The organism is Marinomonas aquiplantarum (assembly GCF_003314975.1).
In the GTDB taxonomy this organism is placed as follows: Bacteria; Pseudomonadota; Gammaproteobacteria; order Pseudomonadales; family Marinomonadaceae; genus Marinomonas; species Marinomonas aquiplantarum.
Map to the genome: position 1 here is coordinate 113,181 of NZ_QNRF01000001.1, position 19,947 is coordinate 133,127.

The following is a 19,947-nucleotide window of genomic DNA, read 5'->3' on the forward strand; positions in this document are numbered from 1 at the left end:
ACCCATGGATGCTTTAAATTATTTTGCCATGTCTTGGCTTTCACCTGAATTATTAGCACTCACGGCTCTTGGTACTTTTTTAGGTATTTATGTGGGGGCGATTCCAGGGTTGTCGGTCACTATGGCCGTTTCCATCTTAATTTCCTTTACCTTCTCATGGGATGTGAACAACGCGCTTTGCTTAATGGTTGGCGTATACATGGGTGGCGTTTACGGTGGTTCTCGTACGGCGATTTTACTGAATATTCCCGGCGCGCCTTCGGCCATTGCTACAGCGTTAGATGGTTATCCTCTCGCTAAAAAGGGTCTAGCAGGCGAAGCCATCGGCTTATCCACGGTTATGTCTGTCGTGGGTGGCTTTATCGGGATATTGGTTCTGGCATTAGCTGCTCCCTCAATTGCCGACTTTGCCATTACCTTCCAACCTCGTGATTACATGATGTTAGGGATTTTAGGCATCATGTTAGTGGGTTCATTATCCGGTAGCAGTTTAGCAAAAGGCATTTTTGCCGGAGCCTTTGGCTTATTAATTGGCACCGTTGGTTTAGACCCAATGACAGCCGATGAGCGCTTCACGTTTGGTATAATCGAGCTTTGGGATGGCATTAATCCTGTCGCGGTGATGATTGGTTTATTTGGTATTTCAGAAGCCTTACATCAACTGCAACATATGGATAAAGCCGTCATCAAGCAAAAGATTTCTCGAATCATTCCTAGACTCTCAGATGTCAAAAAATACCTGCCACTGAGTGTACGAACTTCGTTTATTGGCGTGATTGTTGGTGCCTTACCAGGGACTGGGGGCGACATTGCGGCGCTGATGGCTTACGACCACGCAAAACGCTCAACCAAGGAACCAGATGTCGCATTTGGTGAAGGCGCAAAAGAAGGTCTCATCGCACCAGAATCTGCTAATAATGCCGCTGTTGGCGGTGCTTATATTCCTATGCTCACACTGGGTATTCCGGGAGATGCCGTCACCGCGGTATTTATCGGTGCCCTGTTCATTCATGGTTTAAACCCTGGTCCCTTGTTGATGGTTGAGCAACCACACATGTTCTGGTTCACCGTGGGCAATTTAACACTGGCCAATATTTTCATTCTCATTTTTGGTTTAACTGGCATCAAGTTATTCTCAAAAATAGTGGAATGCCCAAAAGGCATTTTAATCCCTCTCATCTTCCTTCTGTCTATCGTTGGTGCTTACGCTATTAACAACGCCATTACCGACGTTTGGTGGATGCTTGCCTTTGGCGTCTTTGGTTACTTTATGCGTCTTTACGGATTTCCCGTTGGCCCGGTGATTTTAGGCGTGATCTTAAGTGCCTTAACAGATGAAAACTGGCGACGAGCGATTTTGACTGAACGTGGTAGCGTCATTGATCTATTCGCTCATATGTTTACCAGTCCATTATCTGTCGTATTATTGATGACTATAGTGTTGATTTTAGTTACGAAAACACCACTCTGGAGCAAGGTGATCAAACCAAAGTGTTTTCCTAACGCATCCTAAACAGGCTGATAGGATCGACGAATGACGAGGGACCGTCATTCTCTTGTTTAGGCGAGAAGTCGACAGTAACAAGGGATAAAAAATCGCCCCCATCGTAATGCATCAAAGAGTGACATTTCACATTAAAACGGCTATTTTAAGTGCGCTTTAAAGCATCCGTTAATAAAATATAACCACATGTTTTTGTTGACTATTTGGACAAGTCTTTCGCTTTAGACTGGATAATTTTGGTGCGCCAATATCGTTTCTAACCAAATCAGTGCATCTTTTCTAATTTGAATAATCATCGCAATTTTATAATCTACTGCAAACAAAATTGAACGCAGTACAAACTTCTAGACATTTGTTTAGATCACAGAACATCAAACTAAACTTTCAATCCCATCAAACTATGGCAAATATATTGCTTTTTTTAAGTCATCCCCCTATCACAACTACATTGAAGTAGTTGCATGAATGCAACGGAGCATTTAAAGCATGACATTAAAAAGTAAAAATATGGCCCTTTCTCCTAAGGAGTTAAGCTGGTTACCTTGGTTTGGCGCAAATGGCCGCTTCTCACTATTTCGATCTTGCTACTTAAACAAAGATACCTATCAAAACGTTGAACAAACCTTTGAAGGTATCGCCAATACACGCGTTAAATTACTTGATAACTGGGTTAACAATCAGTGGTCGCAACTTGAAGTATTGTTAGAAATTATTTCTGAGCGTTTCCCCAATATTGAAACCAGCGCCCTTGAAGAACGCTTCAATATTGTAGCCGACGTCAGTGAATACTTTGTCATTGATACCGAAGGCAAGGTCCTTAACTCCACTGAAAAAAGTCGCATTGGGCAAAATGACCTACCGGCTAATGCGGTCTCGGAAGGGTTAAAAGATTACTTCTTACACGGCCCTTACGTCGATCAAAACACTTTAAAAATAGGCCCTTCTAGCTCAAAATTTCATGACGCCGTCACCCTGATGTTTTATCTTCCAATCAAGCATAATGGCAACACGTTAGGAGCCGTTTGTGCTCGTGTGCCAAACGATGTGCTGGGCGATTTAATTCAGCGTGAAGCTGGACACATTTATAAAGAGTCCGGTGATAACTATTTGTTTATGGTTAAACCAAACTTTGACCCCAGTATTTTACCAGGTACGGCTTTATCCAGATCACGATTTGAGGACAACACCTTCAGTCACGGTGAGAACCTCAAAAGCGGAATAAACACCAATTGGGGCGTCGTCAAAGTAAAACAACATACAGAGTTTGAAATTCGTTTTACCGATCCAGCCACTCAACAATTGCACCCAGGCGTTCGAGAAACCATTAAAAATGGCCAAAATTTGTTTGTCACTTACCCAGGCTACTCGGACTATCGACATATTCCCGTCATTGGTAAAGGCGTCACCTTTCAGCTGAAAGGCAGCCCTGATAGATGGGGCATGATGTGTGAAGGGGATTTAGAAGAAGTCTATCGACGTCGATCTATCAACATTAAGTTAATGAAAGGCTACCTTTTCGCCTCCACTTTGCCCTTATTAATTTGCTCCGCTTTGCAGGCCTTTACCAATCTCTCTGTCGCCAGTAACTTAGTCATTTCATTTGCCTGCTTATTGCTGGCAGGGGTTTTGTTTAATCGTTTAGGAACACGAAAAATCAGTCAGAATATGAGCCAAATGACAGCCGTTATTCAAGCCATTGCAGAAGGGGAAGGGAATTTAAAACAGCGCCTAAAAGGTGACCTTAGTAATGATGAAACGGGAGACATGGGCCGTTGGATGAACAGTTTCATTGATAACTTAGACAACACCATAGGTGAGGTGATTTCAGCCAGCAACAATGTGAAAAACTCCAACCAATTCATGGTTCACACCAATGAAGAGGCCAAAGACGCTTCACATTATTTGGCCTCAACGGTAGAAGACATGCTGACCATGTTCCAAAAGCAAGTCGATGAAGTTGAAAGTGCTTCACAAACCGCAAACGATCTAAAACAAACCATGGACCAAGTGGTGGCAGGCGCACAGAAGCGTCTTGAAGATGCCAAAACAGGCACCCAAGAAATTCGCGATGTGGTCCGCACTACAGCAGAATCGGTTAAATCCTTAGATCAGAAAACCAATGAGATTGCTGGCATCATCACCACCATTTCCGATATCACCAACCAAACCAACTTATTAGCACTCAATGCCGCCATTGAAGCGGCTCGGGCTGGTGAACACGGTCGTGGGTTCTCTGTGGTTGCCGATGAGGTTCGCAGTTTGGCGTCCAAAACCGCTGAGGCCGCAGAAGAGATCCAAGCGATGCTAGAAGGCATCCAAGAGGAAACTCGTAATGCGGTGAATTTCATGGAAAAAGGAGCGGAAAACGTTGACCGTAACTTGCAAGTAAACGAGCAATCAGGCAGTGAGGACAACAACTTATACGAGTTAGTCGAGACACTTTTTGAAGCCATGTCACTGCTCAATGACAGCAACAAAGAGAACGCCAATACCGCGCAAGAAATGGGTGCCGCAACCGAGCAAATGAAACGCTCCATTGCCGCCTTACAACGACGTTCATCACGAGTGGGATTGTCTGCCTTAAAGCTCAACTCATTAGTCGGTCAGTTCCAAGTTTCCAAGCATTAGTCACACCAGCTAGGGAAGGTACGAATAACAGTCTTTTATCCACATGCTGTGGCAAGAGGACTTGTTCTCACCTTCCCTAGATTAAGCGTCCTTTGTTGACGCTTAATCTAGCTTTCTTAGTACAACCAAACTTCTCGTCTTGTAGCACGCCATATCGCGCTGATGAAAATTGCACATTTCTTTGCTTGACTTATCTTTCAATATATACGAAATTTCACATATGTTATTTTTCACATATATAAAGATTCCATCTTATTATGACGCCAATACAATTTTATAAATGCTTAGCCGACGATACTCGACTTAAGTCCCTATTATTAATTTCCCAAACGGGCGAAGCCTGTGTGTGTGATCTAAAGGACGCTTTACAATTGGATCAACCTAAAACCTCACGGCATCTGGCAGAGCTACGTAAATGTGGCATTTTGCAAGATGAGCGCCGAGGAAAATGGGTCTATTACAAATTACAGGATGACCTGCCGAATTGGGCAAAAGAGGTCATTCACGAAACAGCAAAGCACAACCCAGACTACTATCAGCAAGCATTAGAAACACTAAAAGCTTGTCAAGCTGCATCAAACCGTTGTTGTTAAACACGAGGCCAATATGAAAATCCTATATATTTGTACCCATAACCGTTGTCGTAGTATTTTGTCCGAAGCCATTACCAATGGCATGGCTGGTGGTCTAATTAACGCAAAAAGTGCTGGTAGCCAACCAGCAGGCGAAGTACATCCATTGTCATTGAAATACCTAGAGCAAGCAGGCTACCAAACCACAGGGCTAATCAGCCAATCATGGGATGACTTTGAAGATTTTGAGCCAGACCTAGTCATTACCGTCTGCGATTCTGCGGCAGGCGAAGCTTGCCCGCTGTATTTTGGCAAGAGTCTAAAAGTACACTGGGGACTTAGCGACCCTTCCAAACTAGAAGGCAGTGAAGCACAACAAGAAGCCGCTTTCATGGCGACCATTAAGGCGATTGAAGAGCGAGTCGAACAACTAAAAACACTTGCTCAACGCCATCTTGACGCCGAGCAACTCAAGTTCGAACTTTCGATTTTGGGAGCCAAATAATGAACTCGCAAGACGCCTCTTTGCCAAACATCGATCGCGAACAATGGCGTGAAACTAGCCATGACCAATTCAGCTCAACGCCTAGCACGCATAAGCCACGCATTTTGTTGCTCTACGGCTCATTGCGAGAACGCTCATACAGCCGCCTAGTGGTAGAAGAATCGGCTCGCTTGTTAAATGAATTCGGCGCGGAAACCCGCATTTTCAATCCACAAGGTTTGCCACAAACAGACACAGAAGATGAAAACCACCCTAAAGTGAAAGAGCTTCGTGAGCTGATGATGTGGTCAGAAGGCCAAGTGTGGTGTTCTCCTGAGCGTCACGGTTCGATGAGCAGCATTTTTAAAAGCCAAATTGACTGGGTGCCACTCAGCCTAGGAGGCGTTCGTCCGACACAAGGAAAAACCCTTGCGGTGATGCAGGTTTGCGGTGGATCTCAGTCCTTTAACACAGTAAATCAGATGCGCATTTTAGGGCGCTGGATGCGCATGGTGACCATCCCAAATCAGTCCTCGGTGGCAAAAGCCTTCTTGGAATTTGAAGAAGATGGTCGAATGAAACCCTCGCCTTACTACAATCGCATCGTGGATGTCATGGAAGAGCTGATGAAATTCACCTTGCTGTTGAGAGATAACAAAACATTCATGGTAGACCGTTACTCTGAACGCGTTGAAAGCGCTGAGCAATTAAGCCAACGAGTAAATCAAAAATCGATTTAAACCTGACATTGGATAAGTACTTTAGGAAACAAACATGGGATTATTTGAACGTTATTTAACGGTCTGGGTAGGCTTAGCCATACTAGCCGGTATTTTGTTGGGCAGCTTAGCACCAGACGTTTTTGCGTCTATCGCTAGCTTAGAATACGCCAATGTGAACTTTGTCATGGCCATTCTGATTTGGTTAATGATCTACCCTATGATGGTACAAATTGATTTCTCTTCCATCAAAAACGTAGGCAAACAAACCAAAGGTTTGGCACTTACTCTTGTCATTAACTGGCTGATTAAGCCCTTTTCAATGGCCTTACTTGGTTGGCTTTTCTTCAAAGGTCTATTCGCAGATTGGGTCGATCCGCAAACCGCCAATGAATACATTGCCGGGATGATCTTACTGGGTGTAGCACCTTGTACCGCCATGGTATTTGTGTGGAGCCAATTAACTAAGGGCGACGCCAATTACACCTTGGTTCAAGTCTCCATCAATGATGTCATCATGATCTTTGCGTTTGCCCCCATCGCAGGCTTCCTGTTAGGTGCAACGGACATTCATGTTCCTTGGGCGACCTTACTGGTCTCCGTATTGTTGTACGTTTTAATCCCTTTAATTGCTGGTGCTATCACTCGTAATTCATTGGATAAAGCCAACGATCACTCTCGATTAGAGGGTTTCCTAAGCAAAATGAAACCTTGGTCTATCATAGGTCTGATTGCCACTGTGGTACTTTTGTTTGGTTTCCAGTCCGACACCATTTTATCAGACCCACAAGCCATCATTCTGATCGCCATTCCCTTGCTGATTCAGACATACGGCATTTTTGCCGTGGCGTATTGGTTAGCATTGAAGTTCAAATTGCCTCACAACGAAGCGGCGCCAGCGAGCTTAATTGGCACCTCGAATTTCTTCGAACTGGCCGTTGCAGTCGCCATTTCATTGTTCGGTCTGCATTCTGGTGCCGCCTTGGCCACGGTTGTGGGAGTGTTGGTTGAAGTCCCCGTCATGTTATCGCTTGTGTGGTTCGCGAATCGAACGCGCCACTGGTTTGCTTAAGGAGTTATTAGCATGGTTTTGATACACCACAACCCTGACTGCGGAACATCACGTAATGTTTTGCGCATTATCAAAGACGCAGGCTATACACCTGTGGTCATTGACTACCTCAAGGAGGGCTGGACCAAAGCTCAGTTGTTAGCCTTATTTGCCGCCGCGGATTTGACGCCAAGAAGTGCTTTGAGAGAAACCAAGTCCCCCGCCAAAGAATTGGGGCTACTAAACAAAAGCGTGTCTGACGACATCATCTTAGAAGCCATGTTAGAGCACCCTATTTTGGTCAATCGTCCGATTGTGTGCTCTCCCAAGGGGGTCAAACTGTGTCGCCCTAGTGAAGCCGTGTTGGATTTGCTGGAACAGTGGCCAGAAGGCCCTTACGAGAAAGAAGATGGTGAGTTAATACTAGACGCCAAAGGCAACCGCCCGGCTCATTAACATGGTCGCGTAATACCTTTCAGTATGCTCAGCCCCTAAGACAACAAGCACATTACGCTTGTTGTCTTACTCTCGAAGATTGCAGTGAGTGATATTGACGCTATGTGCGTTTACTCACTAACCCTTGGATCCCCAAGACATAACCTTGAACACCCATTCCCACCACCATACCTGCAGCAACGGGTGAAATGTAAGAATGATGACGGAAGGATTCTCGAGCATGAACATTGGAAATATGCACTTCTATGACCGGCACATCAGCCCCTTTAATCGCATCATGCAAAGCAACAGAGGTATGAGTGTAGGCACCAGGATTAAACACCACGCCTAACATGTCTCCGGATTTTACCTTTTGCCCTGCTTCGTGAATCAAGTCGATCAATACACCTTCATGATTCGATTGATGACATACTACTTGATGTCCTAACGCCGCTGCCGCATCCGCGCACAGCTTTTCAACATCCGCTAACGTTTCGTGGCCATACTGAGCTGGCTCACGAGTGCCCAGTAAATTTAGATTTGGGCCATTAAGTACCATAATACTCGCCATATCACACTCCAAAACAGGTCTAATGCGTCATTAGTTGGTGGCTAAAAAACGCAACAATATACTCAATGTCAGAAACGATAACACAGTTGTCACTAATAAGGTGCTGGCGCAAAAACTTCGCTGACCATATTCACCACAGACAATAGGGTAGGAACTGAACATCGGCATGGCCGCAAACACCAATACCGACACTTTTAAGGCTGGATTCATCTCTGGGGTGAACATCAGCAGTAGCATCACCAATACAGGGAACAAGATCAACTTCCCTACCGCCACCAACGCAATCGCACTCAAATGTCCACGAATGGACACGCCGACTAATGAGCCACCAATAACGACTAACGCCGTTGGCGCCGCGCCATCGGCCAACAGTGACAAACCTCGTTGAGCAAACTCTGGTACTGGCAATGACAATATTGAAAAGCACATCCCAGCCGTCAAAGCGATCAGCAATGGGTTGGTCGTAATACGTTTGATCACCACCCAGCCTAAGCTTTTTGAGTTGGCCCCCTGTTGCTGACGTTGTTGTCCTAGCATGGTTTCAATGAAAATCAGACACACGGGTAACAGAATCAGATTTTCGACCATCAGGGCCATGACAAAGGCTTGTGTCATTGGCTCATCAAAAAACTGCAACAGCACCGGAAAACCAATAAAAGCGCTGTTTGACATGGTCGCCCCAACACCAAACACACCGGCTGTGACAAGGTCTGCCTTAATGAGTTTCCAACCCAGCAAGATGGTGACCAAAAAGGTTCCTAAGCCACCAAGCGCGTAGACTAAAATATAATCGGGATGAAACACCTGCCAAAAATCCATGGCAGAGAGTTTGACAAAAATCAGCGACGGTAAGGCCAGATACAAGACAAACCGGCTCAACCCTGCCAATGCGTTTAACGGAATAAAACCGTAACGAGCAGCGGCAAAACCCACTAAAATCAACAAAAAAATCGGGGCGGTAATGTTTAAAACCACGTCCATCTGAGAACACCTTAGATTGCTCATCAATCAAATTAAAGCTGGCGGTTCCGTTATATTCTCACACACAAAAAACCAACAAAACCTTTTTTAATTTGATTTTTTTGTCATTCAATTTTGATATAGTCATTCTAAGTCACCAGAAATTGAGGGGCATATGGAAGTATCCATTCCAAACTTACGACATTTACGTGTTTTTCTTGCTGTTACGGAATTAAAAAGCATTACACGAGCGTCCGACAGTATATTTTTATCTCAACCGGCTATTACTCAAGCCATTGCTAAATTAGAAGCCTCTTTAGGCGCGCCCCTATTTGAGCGTCACTCTGATGGTATGTATCCAACCGCCTCGGGAGAGATTTGGCAAAAACGGGTTAGCCGCGCCATTGACCATATTCAAGTCGCCACCCAAGACATTGTCAAAGATCAATCGACAAAAGAGCGCTCACCGAAAAATCTTGTGGCCTTAATCAGTACTACTCAGCTGCGGGCGCTAGTGGCCGTCAGTGAAGCACAAAATTTCAGCATCGCCAGCCGCAACCTAGCGGTATCTCAATCGTCAGTGCACAGAGCCGCTCGGGATTTAGAGCGCTTACTTGGCGTCACTTTGTTCGAAAAAAACAGCTTAGGTACCAGCGCAACGAAAGCTGCACAAGCCTTGGCGAAAGCCACTAAATTGGCGTTCAATGAATTGCGTCAGGGGATTTATGAAATCAACGCGCTGCAATTTAAAGATGTCAGTACCATTACCATTGGCAGCATGCCACTGGCACGTATGACCATCTTACCCAAATCCATTCTGCGTTTTAATGAGCGCCACCCTGACGTTAATATCAAGGTCACAGAAGGCCCTTATGCGGATCTATTGCATCACTTGCGCCAAGGTGACATCGACATCATATTAGGCGCATTACGTTATCCAACCCCCGCCGACGATGTGATTCAAGAAGAGCTTTGGGCGCCGCCTTTATCCGTCATTGCCCGTCAAGATCATCCCTTACTTAATCAGCCCAACATCAGTGCGGCTGAATTGGCTCAATACTCTTGGGTGGTGCCTGCTCAAGGCACACCAACAAGACAGGCGTTTGAAGACATTTTTAACGAAGCGAATGTTCCTTTACCCAGCCGTTTAGTCGAATCCAGCTCACAAATATTAATTCGAGAATTGTTATTGGAAAGTGATCGTCTTACCTTGATGTCAGCACATCAGGTTGAGCGAGAAATCAATATTGGCTTGTTAAAAGTCATCGAGTTTCCTTTGGAGCATACTCGACGTCCAATTGGTTTATGTGTCCGAAAAAGCTGGCTTCCGACGGTGACTCAATCTCACTTTCTGAGCTTGCTAAGGGAAATTTCCGAACAAGTACGATGACGTAAGGCATTTTTCGATTGCAAAAAATGAATAGCTTAAGCGATGAATGGATTACCCCTAAAACAGTACCAGTGCTAGATTGAACAGCATTACAAAACACTAAGGTGTGTTTTCCTTCTAACAATAAACACTCGCACTTTTAGGAGTAGACTGATGAGAATTTGTATTGCGGGCGCTTCAGGCGCTTTTGGCATGAAACACATGGATGCCATTGCGGCCATCGAAGGGGCTGAAGTCACTTCCGTGGTAGGCACGAAAATTGATGCCATCAAAGAGTTTGCCGAACAACGTGGCGTCGCTCACTTCACAACAGACCTAGCTGAGAGCTTAGCGCGTGACGATGTCGACGCCGTTATCCTAGCCACACCGACACAAATGCATGCCGCACAAACCATTCAATGTTTGGAAGCTGGCAAACATGTGATGTCTGAAATCCCGATGGCGGATAACATCGAAGACGCTCGCAAAGTCGTTGAAATCAAGAAAAAAACCGGCTTAGTAGCAATGGCGGGACACACTCGTCGTTTCAACCCTTCGCACCAGTGGATTCACAATAAAGTCTTAGCCGGTGAACTGACCATCCAACAAATGGATGTGCAAACTTACTTCTTCCGTCGTTCCAATAAAAATGCGCTTGGTAAAGCTCGCTCTTGGACTGATCACCTACTGTGGCACCATGCTTGTCACACGGTAGATTTATTTCAATATCAGACCGGTGAAACGGCCACCAAAGTACAAGCCATGCAGGGACCAATTCATCCAGAACTGGGTATTGCGATGGACATGAGCATTGGTATGAAAGTATCCAATGGGGCTTTGTGTACCTTATCTCTATCCTTTAATAACGATGGTCCATTTGGTACTTTCTTCCGCTACATTTGTGATAACGGCACCTATTTAGCACGTTATGACGATTTGTATGATGGCAATGACAACAAGATCGACTTAACTGGCGTGGCGGTTTCGAACAATGGCATTGAACTCCAAGACCGTGAATTCATCGCCGCCATTCAAGAAGGCCGTGATCCGAACTCTTGTGTGACTCAAGCCATTGACGCGATGGAAACCCTTCATCGTTTAGAGCAATGCTTAGAGGATTAATACCAATCTCTCTTTGCTACCAACAGGAAGCTTCGGCTTCCTGTTTTTGTTCTACCCCTATAATATGCCGGAGAAAATAACGAGGATCTGTTATGTCAAAACACCCACATCTCGCCAACCCAAGTATCGGCTTAGGCTGCATGAACCTATCACACGCCTATGGTTCTCCTGTTCAACAAGATGATGCCATCAAAGCCTTACAAGAAGCTTTTGAAATGGGCTACCGACATTTTGATACCGCCACGCTATATGGTGGTGGAGCCAATGAAAAGTTGGTTGGTCAGGCGCTAAAAGCGCATCGACAATCCTTCTTTTTAGCCAGTAAGTGCGGCATGGCGATGGTGGATGGAAAAAAACAAATTAATGGCCGCCCCGAAACGATTCGACAGCAATGTGAGAACAGCCTAAAGCGTCTTCAGACCGACTACATCGATCTGTATTACCTTCACAGACTTGACCCTGATGTGGCCATAGAAGAAAGTGTCGGCGCATTAGGTGACTTAGTAAAAGAAGGTAAGATTGGCGCTATTGGCTTATCAGAAGTCTCTGCCTCAACGCTAAAAAGAGCGCATCAAGAATCCCCTGTGACAGCCATCCAATCAGAATACTCATTATGGACTCGTAACCCTGAAATCGCCGTTCTGCAAGCTTGCCAAGAACTGGACGTGACCTTTGTCGCATTCAGCCCATTGGCCCGTGGCTTTTTAACTGGTGGCCTAATGAACGCAGATGACTTAGAAGAGAAAGACATCCGTAACAATATGCCACGCTTTCAAGCAGAACATTATGAGCACAATCTAGCACTGTTAAACGACTATTTATCTCTTGCTAAAGACATTGGTTGCACACCGGCACAACTTGCATTGGCTTGGTTACAAGGCAAACATAACAATATTGTCCCCATTCCAGGGACTCGTTCGGTTCATCATATGCAGGACAATTTGGACGCGATCCAGCTCAATTTGGATGCCGCTCAAATAGCTCTACTGGATGACATGATTAACCAAAATACCGTTCATGGCCCTCGCTACAATGCGGCGCAACAAAGAGAGATCGACACAGAAGAGTTTTAATCTTACTGCTTTAGCCCCGCAAAGGGGCTTTTGTTATTCTTTGTTAGTTTTTCTTAAAATCAGTCCCTTTCTTTACTGATAGTAACAAATTCAGCCGCCACCCTTCTTTTCTGAAAATATTACATAAATTAATTAAATCAATTAGTTAAAAAATATATCCTACTTTTTTATTACACATTGAAGGTCTATCAACACAGTTAGATACGCATCCTTTCAGATCATTACCTTTCTAAAACGTGAAACTTGTATTCAAACTATTTTAAACACACTATAGTTTTTGAAATTGTGTAGGAATAGGATTACAGACATGTAGTCGATTTCTAACATTAATTCAGGCTAGATCAGACGTTTGCCAGACCAGAGACTAGATAGGGAATGTAATTATGTTTTTTAATAAAGCCAATAAGAACGCCACACAGACACATGAAAAGCCATTGTCTGAAAATGCCGCTTTCCTAAAAGCCATGAACAAATTTTGTGCCACTATCAGTTTTTTACCTGATGGCACCATCATCGAAGCCAATACGCATTTTCTCAATGCTGTTGGCTACACTCTTGATGAGGTGAAAGGACAAAAACATGTTATTTTCTGCCCTAGCGAAGTGGCAAACAGCGCTGAGTACAAAAATTTCTGGCCTCAACTCGCATCAGGTAATTGTCAGCAGGGCACCTTTCTACGTCAAAAGAAAAATGGCGAAGACTTATGGATTGAAGCCACTTACTTTCCGATAGAACAAGACGGTAAAGTGGTCAAAGTGGTTAAAATTGCTTCGGACATTACAGCAGCAAAACACTTGGCCGACAGCCACAAAGCGGTATACGATGCCATTGACCGATCAAGTGCTACGATCGAATTTCAGCCTGACGGCACGATCATTACAGCCAATGACAATTTCCTCAAGACCATGGGATTTAGCTCAGTACAAGAAATTATTGGTACGCACCATAGAAAATTTTGTAAAGACGAGTTTTACCAACAAAACCCTCGTTTTTGGGAAGAACTTGCCAGTGGCGATTTCAAATCCGGTCGGTTTGAACGCGTCAACAAGCAAGGTGATACCATCTGGTTAGAAGCCACCTACAATCCCATCTATGATGACACGGGTAAAGTCACCAAAATCTTAAAAGTCGCGGCCAATATTACAGAGCGAGTCACCGAGCAACTGGCCATTCAACACGCCGCCGAAGTCGCTCACTCAACGTCAGTTGAAACGGCACAAGTCTCTGAAAACGGAGCGAAGATTTTGCGTAACACAGTAGAAGCATCAAATCAGATTGTTACCGATATTGAAGCTTCCACCGAGCTGATTGAAAGCTTAAATCAGCAATCTGAAAACATTGCTAAGATTGTCACCACCATTGGCTCCATTGCCGATCAAACTAACTTATTGGCGTTGAACGCAGCCATTGAAGCGGCACGGGCAGGAGAACATGGTCGTGGTTTTGCTGTCGTAGCCGATGAAGTTCGAACCCTTGCAGCACGAACCAGCACCTCAACGGTCGAAATCGAAAATATGGTGGCTCAAAACAGCGATCTAACTCGCCAAGCCAAAGCCAGTATGAGTAAAGTCAGTGAGCGTTCTGGTGAAAGTGCGCAATTGATCGAAGAAGCGTCGGGCATTATTCAAGAGATTCTAACCGGGGCAGAACACGTTGCAAATACAGTGAACAAATTGCTTCACGAAAATAATAACTAAGCCTTATTACCTTTCTTACAAGCATAAAAAAACGCGCCTTCAAGGCGCGTTTTTTGTCATCATAAGCCAGTGTTATTTAGGCATTTCATGCTCAAGTAGCAGCAAGCCTGCTCCAGTATTGGAAATCGGTGCATGATAGTTACGATGTAACTCCGTTACCTTGCCTCGCAATACACCACGCATGGCAATCCACATATTAAGCTCAACCGTTTGCGCGCCACCGATCTTCACCAAATCAAGATTAGAGTAGGTCGTAAGCTCTTCAGGGCTATCGACAAGCTTGTCCATACACTCAAGGTCAAACTGTCTGTTTAATGTACCTGCCGCCTCGCCATCTAATTGATGCGATAAACCGCCGGTGCCAAAAATGGCAACCGTCATATCCGAATCAAAAGACTCAATCGCCTTACCAATCGCTTGGCCCAAAGCATAACAACGCTTTGGTTGTGGCATTGGATGCTGCTCACAGTTAATACAAACTGGGATGACTTTTACATGGCCATATTCATTACCCGGCCACATCAGACTTAGTGGAACCGTTAAACCATGATCCACCTTCATTTCTTGGCAAATGGTCATATCAAAACCATCTTCCACTAAACTATTGGCAATATGCCAAGACAACTCAGACTCTCCTGTGACAGGAGGGATAGTTGCAATACCCCAGCCTTCATCTGAATTGTGATATTCATCTGCGACACCAATGGCAAACGTCGGCTTTTTATCGATGAAAAATTCCAAACCATGATCGTTATAAAAAAGCACGATCACATCCGGTTTTTTTTCATTTAGCCATTTACGCACAGGTGGATAACCATCAAAGAAAGGCTTCCAGTAAGGGGTTTCTTCTGCTTTGTTTGCCATCGCATTGGCAATCGCAGGGATATGGGACGTTGTGACGGCACCAATAATATTCGCCATTATGCTTCTCCTGAACCACGTTTCACTAACATGGCTTTGAATTCTTCAAGACTCATACCGGTTTGAATGGCGCCAATGTCTTGCATGTTAAGTTTTAGCAGACCCGCAAACTTAGCCACATAATAAATACTGCCGCCTTGTTGCAAGAGTCCAATGATGTCTCGCTCATGAATGGCCTTAATTTGCGCTTCTGTTAAGCCAAATTTGGCGCAATAGGCATCAGGGTCTTTGTTAAACTCATCTCGAGCGGCTTGCTCATTAAACGAGTAACACATTTTGTTTAACCCATAGCCTTTCTTTGCCATCTTGCCATCAAACAGGTAAGTGCCTGGTACAGGTTGAGTCGGATCATTTGCTGTCATCATTCACACCTTTTTATTTTGTTTTCTGTTACCTGAGTAACCGATTATGACCAGTAAAGACGCATTGGATTATCCACCAGCAAGGCTTGCTGCAGCGTTGCCGTCGTTGCAATATGAGGAATCACATCCACAAGATGTCCATCATTTGGCGCTTCTACTTTCATATTTGGATGCGGCCAATCTGTTCCCCACAACACGCGATCAGAAAACTGCTCAACTAGGGTACGGGCAAATGGATAGACATCAGAATAATCTGGCGCATGCTGTGTTAAGCGTTCAGGACAGCTCACTTTACACCAGACATTATCATTGTCTGCCATGAAGTTCACAAAACGCTGAAAATCTGGGTGATCGACACCATTGGCAACATTCGGTGTGCCCATGTGATCAACAACAATAGTGGTATTTAATGACTTAAGGAAAGGAATGAGCTCTTCTAAATCCGCCGCTTCAAAATACACCACAATGTGCCAACCAAAAGGACGAATCTTATCGGCAATAGAAAAATAAACTTCCTTAGGCGTACTGTCGACTAAGCGTTTTACAAAATTAAAACGCACACCTCGAACACCAGCAGCATGCATCTTTTCAAGCTCTTCGTGGGTAATAGAATCATCCACAAACGCCACCCCACGAGCCAGATCGCCTGCACTTTCTAATGCATCAATAAGGGCTGAGTTATCCGTACTATGGCAAGAAGCCTGCACGATAACGTTACGAGAAAAACCTAAGTGATCACGCAAGGCAAACAATTGCTCTTTTGAGGCATCACAAGGGGTATATTTACGCTTTGGGTGATACGGAAACTTATCCGCAGGACCGAATACGTGACAGTGTGCATCGACCGCGCCCTCAGGTGCTTGGAAGGACGGCTTCGCAGGGTTAGGATGAAAAGGTATGTAAGTTTTGTCCATCATAATCGAATGCCTTATTTATCATTGTTTTAATCAATCGATTCACAAACCATTAGCATGAGCAAAGACCTGCCCATCAAACAGCTTCCTAGCAGTACGTAGAATCGCCGCACTGTCTAACTGACCTTGTGAATCTTTGTCTAATATAACGGTCATGGCACCAATCGGATGCTCAACATCCAGTGACATGCGCTCACCATCGGTATAATGTACCAACTCATGAGCAGGCGAGCCTTCTAAAATGGCCGCGGTGGCCACACTGACCGCACCAAGCACCCCAATCGAAGCATGGCAGCGGTGAGGAATAAAGGTACGTGTCGAAATCGCCCCACCTTCAGTAGGCTCACTGACCATTGACATCTTTGGTACAGATTTGGTCGTTACATCGCCCAAATTCATCATGGGACCAACCTGTAAACGAATTGATTCCAACTTTGCTTTCAGCGTCTCATTGGCTTCTAATTCATCCCGTGTCTCAGTACCACTAATGCCCATGTCGGCTGCCTTTAGCACGACCACAGGCATGCCATTGTCGATACAAGTAACAGGAACACCGTCGATCACATCAACAACATTACCGGTGGGCAATAAGGCCCCACAAGTCGAACCCGCAGTATCCTGAAAGACAATCGGCACCGGGGCAGAACAACCAGGCACACCATCAATTCGAGCATCGCCCTCATACTGCACTTCACCGTCTTTAACCGACACTCGAGCAACGGCAATCTGCTGGGTATTTTCCATGAAAATACGCACTGGCGTTTCACCTTCAGACGCTTTCACCAAGCCTCTTTCGATCGCAAAAGGACCAACCCCAGCTAAGATGTTGCCACAATTTTGCGCATCCGTGACCACGGCCTGATCGACAAACACTTGTAGAAATAAATACTCTACGTCCGCATCCTCTCGGCTGGCTTTCTTGACGATCGCCACTTTCGACGCCAATGGGTCTGCCCCACCAATGCCGTCTATTTGACGGTCATCTGGTGAGCCCATAATACGCAGCAGTAACGCATCACGTTCCGCCACATCGGAAGACAAATCTTCCGCTAGAAAATAAGCGCCCTTTGACGTGCCACCGCGCATCCACATGCAAGCAATGCCGTTAGACATACTTCAGCCCTTTTTCTTTCAAACGTGGGCGCATGTTGTATATGTCTAAGCCCAACTCACCATTGGCCATGCGCACTCTTTTGGCTTCTTCATTCGCCATTCGAGCGCGTGCTAACTCTAATACTTCAGCGGCTTTTTCACGACGTACAACGACCACACCGTCGTCATCTGCGACAATCACATCACCAGCATGAACCGTTTCATCTGCACAGACGATTGACACATTGACAGAACCAACGGTTTCTTTGATTGTACCTTCCGAAAAGATTGCTTTGGACCACACAGGGAAATCCATCTGACGTAGATCACGAGTATCACGAACGCCACCATCAATCACCAAACCGACGACCCCACGTGCTTGCGCCGAAGTAGCCAACAAATCACCAAAGAAACCATGGTTAGAAGGTGATGTTGGTGCAAACACCATCACGTCCCCCGCCTGACATTGTTCAATGGCCACGTGCATCATCCAATTATCGCCTGCTGCGCCAGAGATGGTCACAGCTGAGCCAGCAATGGTCTTATCCATTTGAATTGGACGCATGTAATGCGCCAATAACCCCACACGGCCTTGCGACTCATGTATGGTCGCCACACCACATTCCGCTAAGCCATCAATAACAGATTGATCTGCACGCTCGATATGTTGAACTACGATATTTTCTCGCATCCTCTTCCCCTTATACTTTCAGACGACTGAACACGCGACGCGCATTGCCTTCGAAAATTTCTTGTTTTTGTTCCGCAGTAAGCACCGTATTGTTATCAATATAGCGCTTAGTATCGTCAAAGTAGTGACCTGTTTCAGGGTCAACACCACGAACGGCACCAATCATCTCTGAGGCAAACAGGATATTTTTCGTTGGAATAATGTCTAACAGTAGGTCGATGCCACGTTGGTGATACACACAAGTGTCAAAGTAAACGTTATTCAAAACGCGCTCCGCCAGATCAAATCCTTGGTCTTGTGCCAAGCCACGGAAGCGCCCCCAATGGTAAGGCACTGCACCACCACCGTGAGGAATAATGATCTTTAATTCAGGGAAGTCTTTGAACACATCCGACATCATTAGCTGCTGAAAGCCTGTGGTGTCAGCCCCTAAATAATGGGAACCTGTAGTGTGGAAGCAATCATTACAAGCAGCGGATACGTGAATCATAGCCGGAATATCATATTCACACATTTTTTCGTAAATAGGATAGAAAGAGCGATCAGCCAACGACGCATCTTGCCAGAAACCACCACTTGGATCTGGGTTTAAGTTAATGCCAATAAAGCCCATTTGCTCAACGGTTCGCACAATTTCAGCGACAGACTTAGCAGGATCAACACCCGGAGATTGTGGCAGCTGCGCAACAGGGGCAAAGTTTTCTGGGAATAAGTCACACACTCGACGAATCAAGTCATTCTGGTGCTCTGTCCAATATTGGCTCGTGTATTCATTACCAATATGATGTCCCATCCAACTAGCACGAGGAGAGAAGATGGTCAGATCTGTGCCACGCTCTTGCTGTAATCTCAGTTGATTATTGACAATACTATCGCGGATTTCATCATCTGATACGACTACCTTGCCTTTTTCACCGACAAAGGCGGGATCTTTCGCAACTTGATCTTTTTGTTTATCTCGGTATTCCCCAACACCTGGCGGGGTTGTCGTGTAGTGGCCGTGGCAATCTATAATCATGTTACAACTCTCTATTCTTATTAAAGTAACAAACAAACTGAAATAAACTGACGTAATAAACGCGCTATTTCATTTTTTGATTTGTTTGAGAGTATTGATTTGCGAACGGAATTTGGCTATTTCATTTTAGCCGAAAGGGTATTGCATTTTGAGATAGCTGTTTTGAACTTTCTAAATGGCAGACATAAAAAAGCCGCATTACGCGGCTCTTAAAATCATTCAAAGTGAGATTATAACTGGCTTAACACATATTCAGCCGAGCTCACCTTGTATTCACCAGGTTCATCAAGCCATAACTCTTGCACGATACCATTTCGAACAAGCATGGCATAACGACGGCTACGGACACCCATTTTCGCGGCGGAAATATCCAGCTCTAAGCCCATTGAACAAGTAAATTCAGCCAAGCCATCAGAGGCCATGATGAGGTTTTCAGCATTATTCGCCAATCCCCAAGCATGCATCACAAAGACGTCATTAACAGACAAGCAAACAATGTCGTCTATGCCTTTTTCCTTTAATGCATCGAAGTGAACCACAAAACCAGGTAAGTGGCTGCTGCTACAAGTTGGCGTAAACGCCCCCGGTACAGCAAACATAAGCACAGTTTTATCTGCAAAAAATTCGGTTACATCGATGGTCTCAGGACCCTCTTCTCCCATTACCTGAAATGAGCCATATGGCAGCATATCACCAACAAGAATCGACATTCTATTTATCTCCAGAGAATAAGGTTGCGCTATATTAACGCAACCCTCCGGTAA

20 protein-coding genes are annotated in these 19,947 nt (G+C 45.0%); 11 read left to right on the top strand and 9 right to left on the bottom strand.

Features of this window, described 5'->3' with window-relative positions; all coding sequences use genetic code 11:
- Nucleotides 1-4: 4 nt before the first annotated feature.
- The 7 genes from DFP76_RS00535 (at nucleotide 5) to arsC (ending at nucleotide 7,414) form a co-directional block, all read left to right on the top strand.
- Nucleotides 5-1,513, top strand: a complete 1,509-nt coding sequence (locus tag DFP76_RS00535; RefSeq protein ID WP_113872738.1) for a tripartite tricarboxylate transporter permease — start codon at nucleotides 5-7, stop codon at nucleotides 1,511-1,513.
- 477 nt (nucleotides 1,514-1,990) lie between these two features.
- Nucleotides 1,991-4,132 (top strand): methyl-accepting chemotaxis protein, encoded by a 2,142-nt coding sequence (locus DFP76_RS00540; protein ID WP_113872739.1) that lies wholly within the window; start codon nucleotides 1,991-1,993, stop codon nucleotides 4,130-4,132.
- Nucleotides 4,133-4,389: 257 nt separating this feature from the next.
- Entirely contained in the window at nucleotides 4,390-4,725 is a 336-nt protein-coding gene (locus DFP76_RS00545; RefSeq protein WP_113872740.1) for a metalloregulator ArsR/SmtB family transcription factor, read from the top strand.
- 13 nt (nucleotides 4,726-4,738) lie between these two features.
- Nucleotides 4,739-5,209: an arsenate reductase ArsC gene (locus tag DFP76_RS00550; RefSeq protein WP_113872741.1), complete on the top strand. Its 471-nt coding sequence runs from the start codon at nucleotides 4,739-4,741 to the stop codon at nucleotides 5,207-5,209.
- Entirely contained in the window at nucleotides 5,209-5,928 is a 720-nt protein-coding gene (arsH, locus tag DFP76_RS00555; RefSeq protein WP_113872742.1) for an arsenical resistance protein ArsH, read from the top strand. The genes DFP76_RS00550 and arsH overlap by 1 nt, the downstream gene beginning before the upstream one ends.
- Nucleotides 5,929-5,962: 34 nt before the next feature.
- Nucleotides 5,963-6,979, top strand: coding sequence for an ACR3 family arsenite efflux transporter (gene arsB, locus DFP76_RS00560; protein WP_113872743.1), 1,017 nt, complete (start codon nucleotides 5,963-5,965; stop codon nucleotides 6,977-6,979).
- Between the two features lie 12 nt (nucleotides 6,980-6,991).
- Nucleotides 6,992-7,414: an arsenate reductase (glutaredoxin) gene (arsC, locus tag DFP76_RS00565; protein WP_113872744.1), complete on the top strand. Its 423-nt coding sequence runs from the start codon at nucleotides 6,992-6,994 to the stop codon at nucleotides 7,412-7,414.
- 100 nt (nucleotides 7,415-7,514) lie between these two features.
- On the opposite strand, the gene aroQ is transcribed toward arsC, so the two are convergent.
- Together aroQ and DFP76_RS00575 are read right to left on the bottom strand one after the other, a co-directional pair.
- The gene (gene aroQ, locus DFP76_RS00570; protein WP_113872745.1) at nucleotides 7,515-7,964 is read right to left on the bottom strand and encodes a type II 3-dehydroquinate dehydratase; all 450 of its coding nucleotides are present in this window, start codon (nucleotides 7,962-7,964) and stop codon (nucleotides 7,515-7,517) included.
- A gap of 30 nt (nucleotides 7,965-7,994) precedes the next feature.
- The gene (locus tag DFP76_RS00575; RefSeq protein WP_113872746.1) at nucleotides 7,995-8,945 is read right to left on the bottom strand and encodes an AEC family transporter; all 951 of its coding nucleotides are present in this window, start codon (nucleotides 8,943-8,945) and stop codon (nucleotides 7,995-7,997) included.
- Nucleotides 8,946-9,099: 154 nt separating this feature from the next.
- On the opposite strand from DFP76_RS00575, the gene DFP76_RS00580 reads away from it, so the two are divergent.
- From DFP76_RS00580 to DFP76_RS18315, 4 genes are all read left to right on the top strand, one after another.
- Entirely contained in the window at nucleotides 9,100-10,314 is a 1,215-nt protein-coding gene (locus DFP76_RS00580) for a LysR family transcriptional regulator (protein WP_113872747.1), read from the top strand.
- A gap of 153 nt (nucleotides 10,315-10,467) precedes the next feature.
- Nucleotides 10,468-11,415 (top strand): Gfo/Idh/MocA family oxidoreductase, encoded by a 948-nt coding sequence (locus DFP76_RS00585; protein ID WP_113872748.1) that lies wholly within the window; start codon nucleotides 10,468-10,470, stop codon nucleotides 11,413-11,415.
- Between the two features lie 92 nt (nucleotides 11,416-11,507).
- The gene (locus tag DFP76_RS00590) at nucleotides 11,508-12,488 is read left to right on the top strand and encodes an aldo/keto reductase (protein ID WP_113872749.1); all 981 of its coding nucleotides are present in this window, start codon (nucleotides 11,508-11,510) and stop codon (nucleotides 12,486-12,488) included.
- 383 nt (nucleotides 12,489-12,871) lie between these two features.
- A complete protein-coding gene (locus DFP76_RS18315; RefSeq protein ID WP_113872750.1) occupies nucleotides 12,872-14,185 on the top strand; it encodes a methyl-accepting chemotaxis protein in 1,314 nt (437 codons plus the stop codon).
- Between the two features lie 72 nt (nucleotides 14,186-14,257).
- Here DFP76_RS18315 and DFP76_RS00600 read toward each other — a convergent pair whose 3' ends face one another.
- The 7 genes from DFP76_RS00600 to DFP76_RS00630 form a co-directional block, all read right to left on the bottom strand.
- Nucleotides 14,258-15,106, bottom strand: coding sequence for a class III extradiol dioxygenase family protein (locus DFP76_RS00600; RefSeq protein ID WP_063331705.1), 849 nt, complete (start codon nucleotides 15,104-15,106; stop codon nucleotides 14,258-14,260).
- Complete coding sequence (locus tag DFP76_RS00605) at nucleotides 15,106-15,471, bottom strand: protocatechuate 4,5-dioxygenase subunit alpha (protein ID WP_113872751.1); 366 nt, start codon at nucleotides 15,469-15,471, stop codon at nucleotides 15,106-15,108. The genes DFP76_RS00600 and DFP76_RS00605 overlap by 1 nt, the downstream gene beginning before the upstream one ends.
- Nucleotides 15,472-15,512: 41 nt before the next feature.
- Nucleotides 15,513-16,385 carry an amidohydrolase family protein gene (locus DFP76_RS00610; RefSeq protein WP_113872752.1) on the bottom strand — a complete coding sequence of 291 codons (873 nt, stop codon included), beginning with the start codon at nucleotides 16,383-16,385 and terminating at the stop codon, nucleotides 15,513-15,515.
- Between the two features lie 39 nt (nucleotides 16,386-16,424).
- Nucleotides 16,425-17,495 (bottom strand): 4-oxalomesaconate tautomerase, encoded by a 1,071-nt coding sequence (locus DFP76_RS00615; protein WP_113872753.1) that lies wholly within the window; start codon nucleotides 17,493-17,495, stop codon nucleotides 16,425-16,427.
- A complete protein-coding gene (locus DFP76_RS00620) occupies nucleotides 17,488-18,165 on the bottom strand; it encodes a 4-carboxy-4-hydroxy-2-oxoadipate aldolase/oxaloacetate decarboxylase (protein WP_113872754.1) in 678 nt (225 codons plus the stop codon). Before DFP76_RS00620 ends, DFP76_RS00615 begins: the two co-directional genes overlap by 8 nt.
- 10 nt (nucleotides 18,166-18,175) lie before the next feature.
- The gene (locus DFP76_RS00625) at nucleotides 18,176-19,183 is read right to left on the bottom strand and encodes an amidohydrolase family protein (protein WP_113872755.1); all 1,008 of its coding nucleotides are present in this window, start codon (nucleotides 19,181-19,183) and stop codon (nucleotides 18,176-18,178) included.
- Nucleotides 19,184-19,413: 230 nt separating this feature from the next.
- Nucleotides 19,414-19,893, bottom strand: a complete 480-nt coding sequence (locus DFP76_RS00630; protein ID WP_113872756.1) for a peroxiredoxin — start codon at nucleotides 19,891-19,893, stop codon at nucleotides 19,414-19,416.
- Nucleotides 19,894-19,947: the final 54 nt, after the last annotated feature.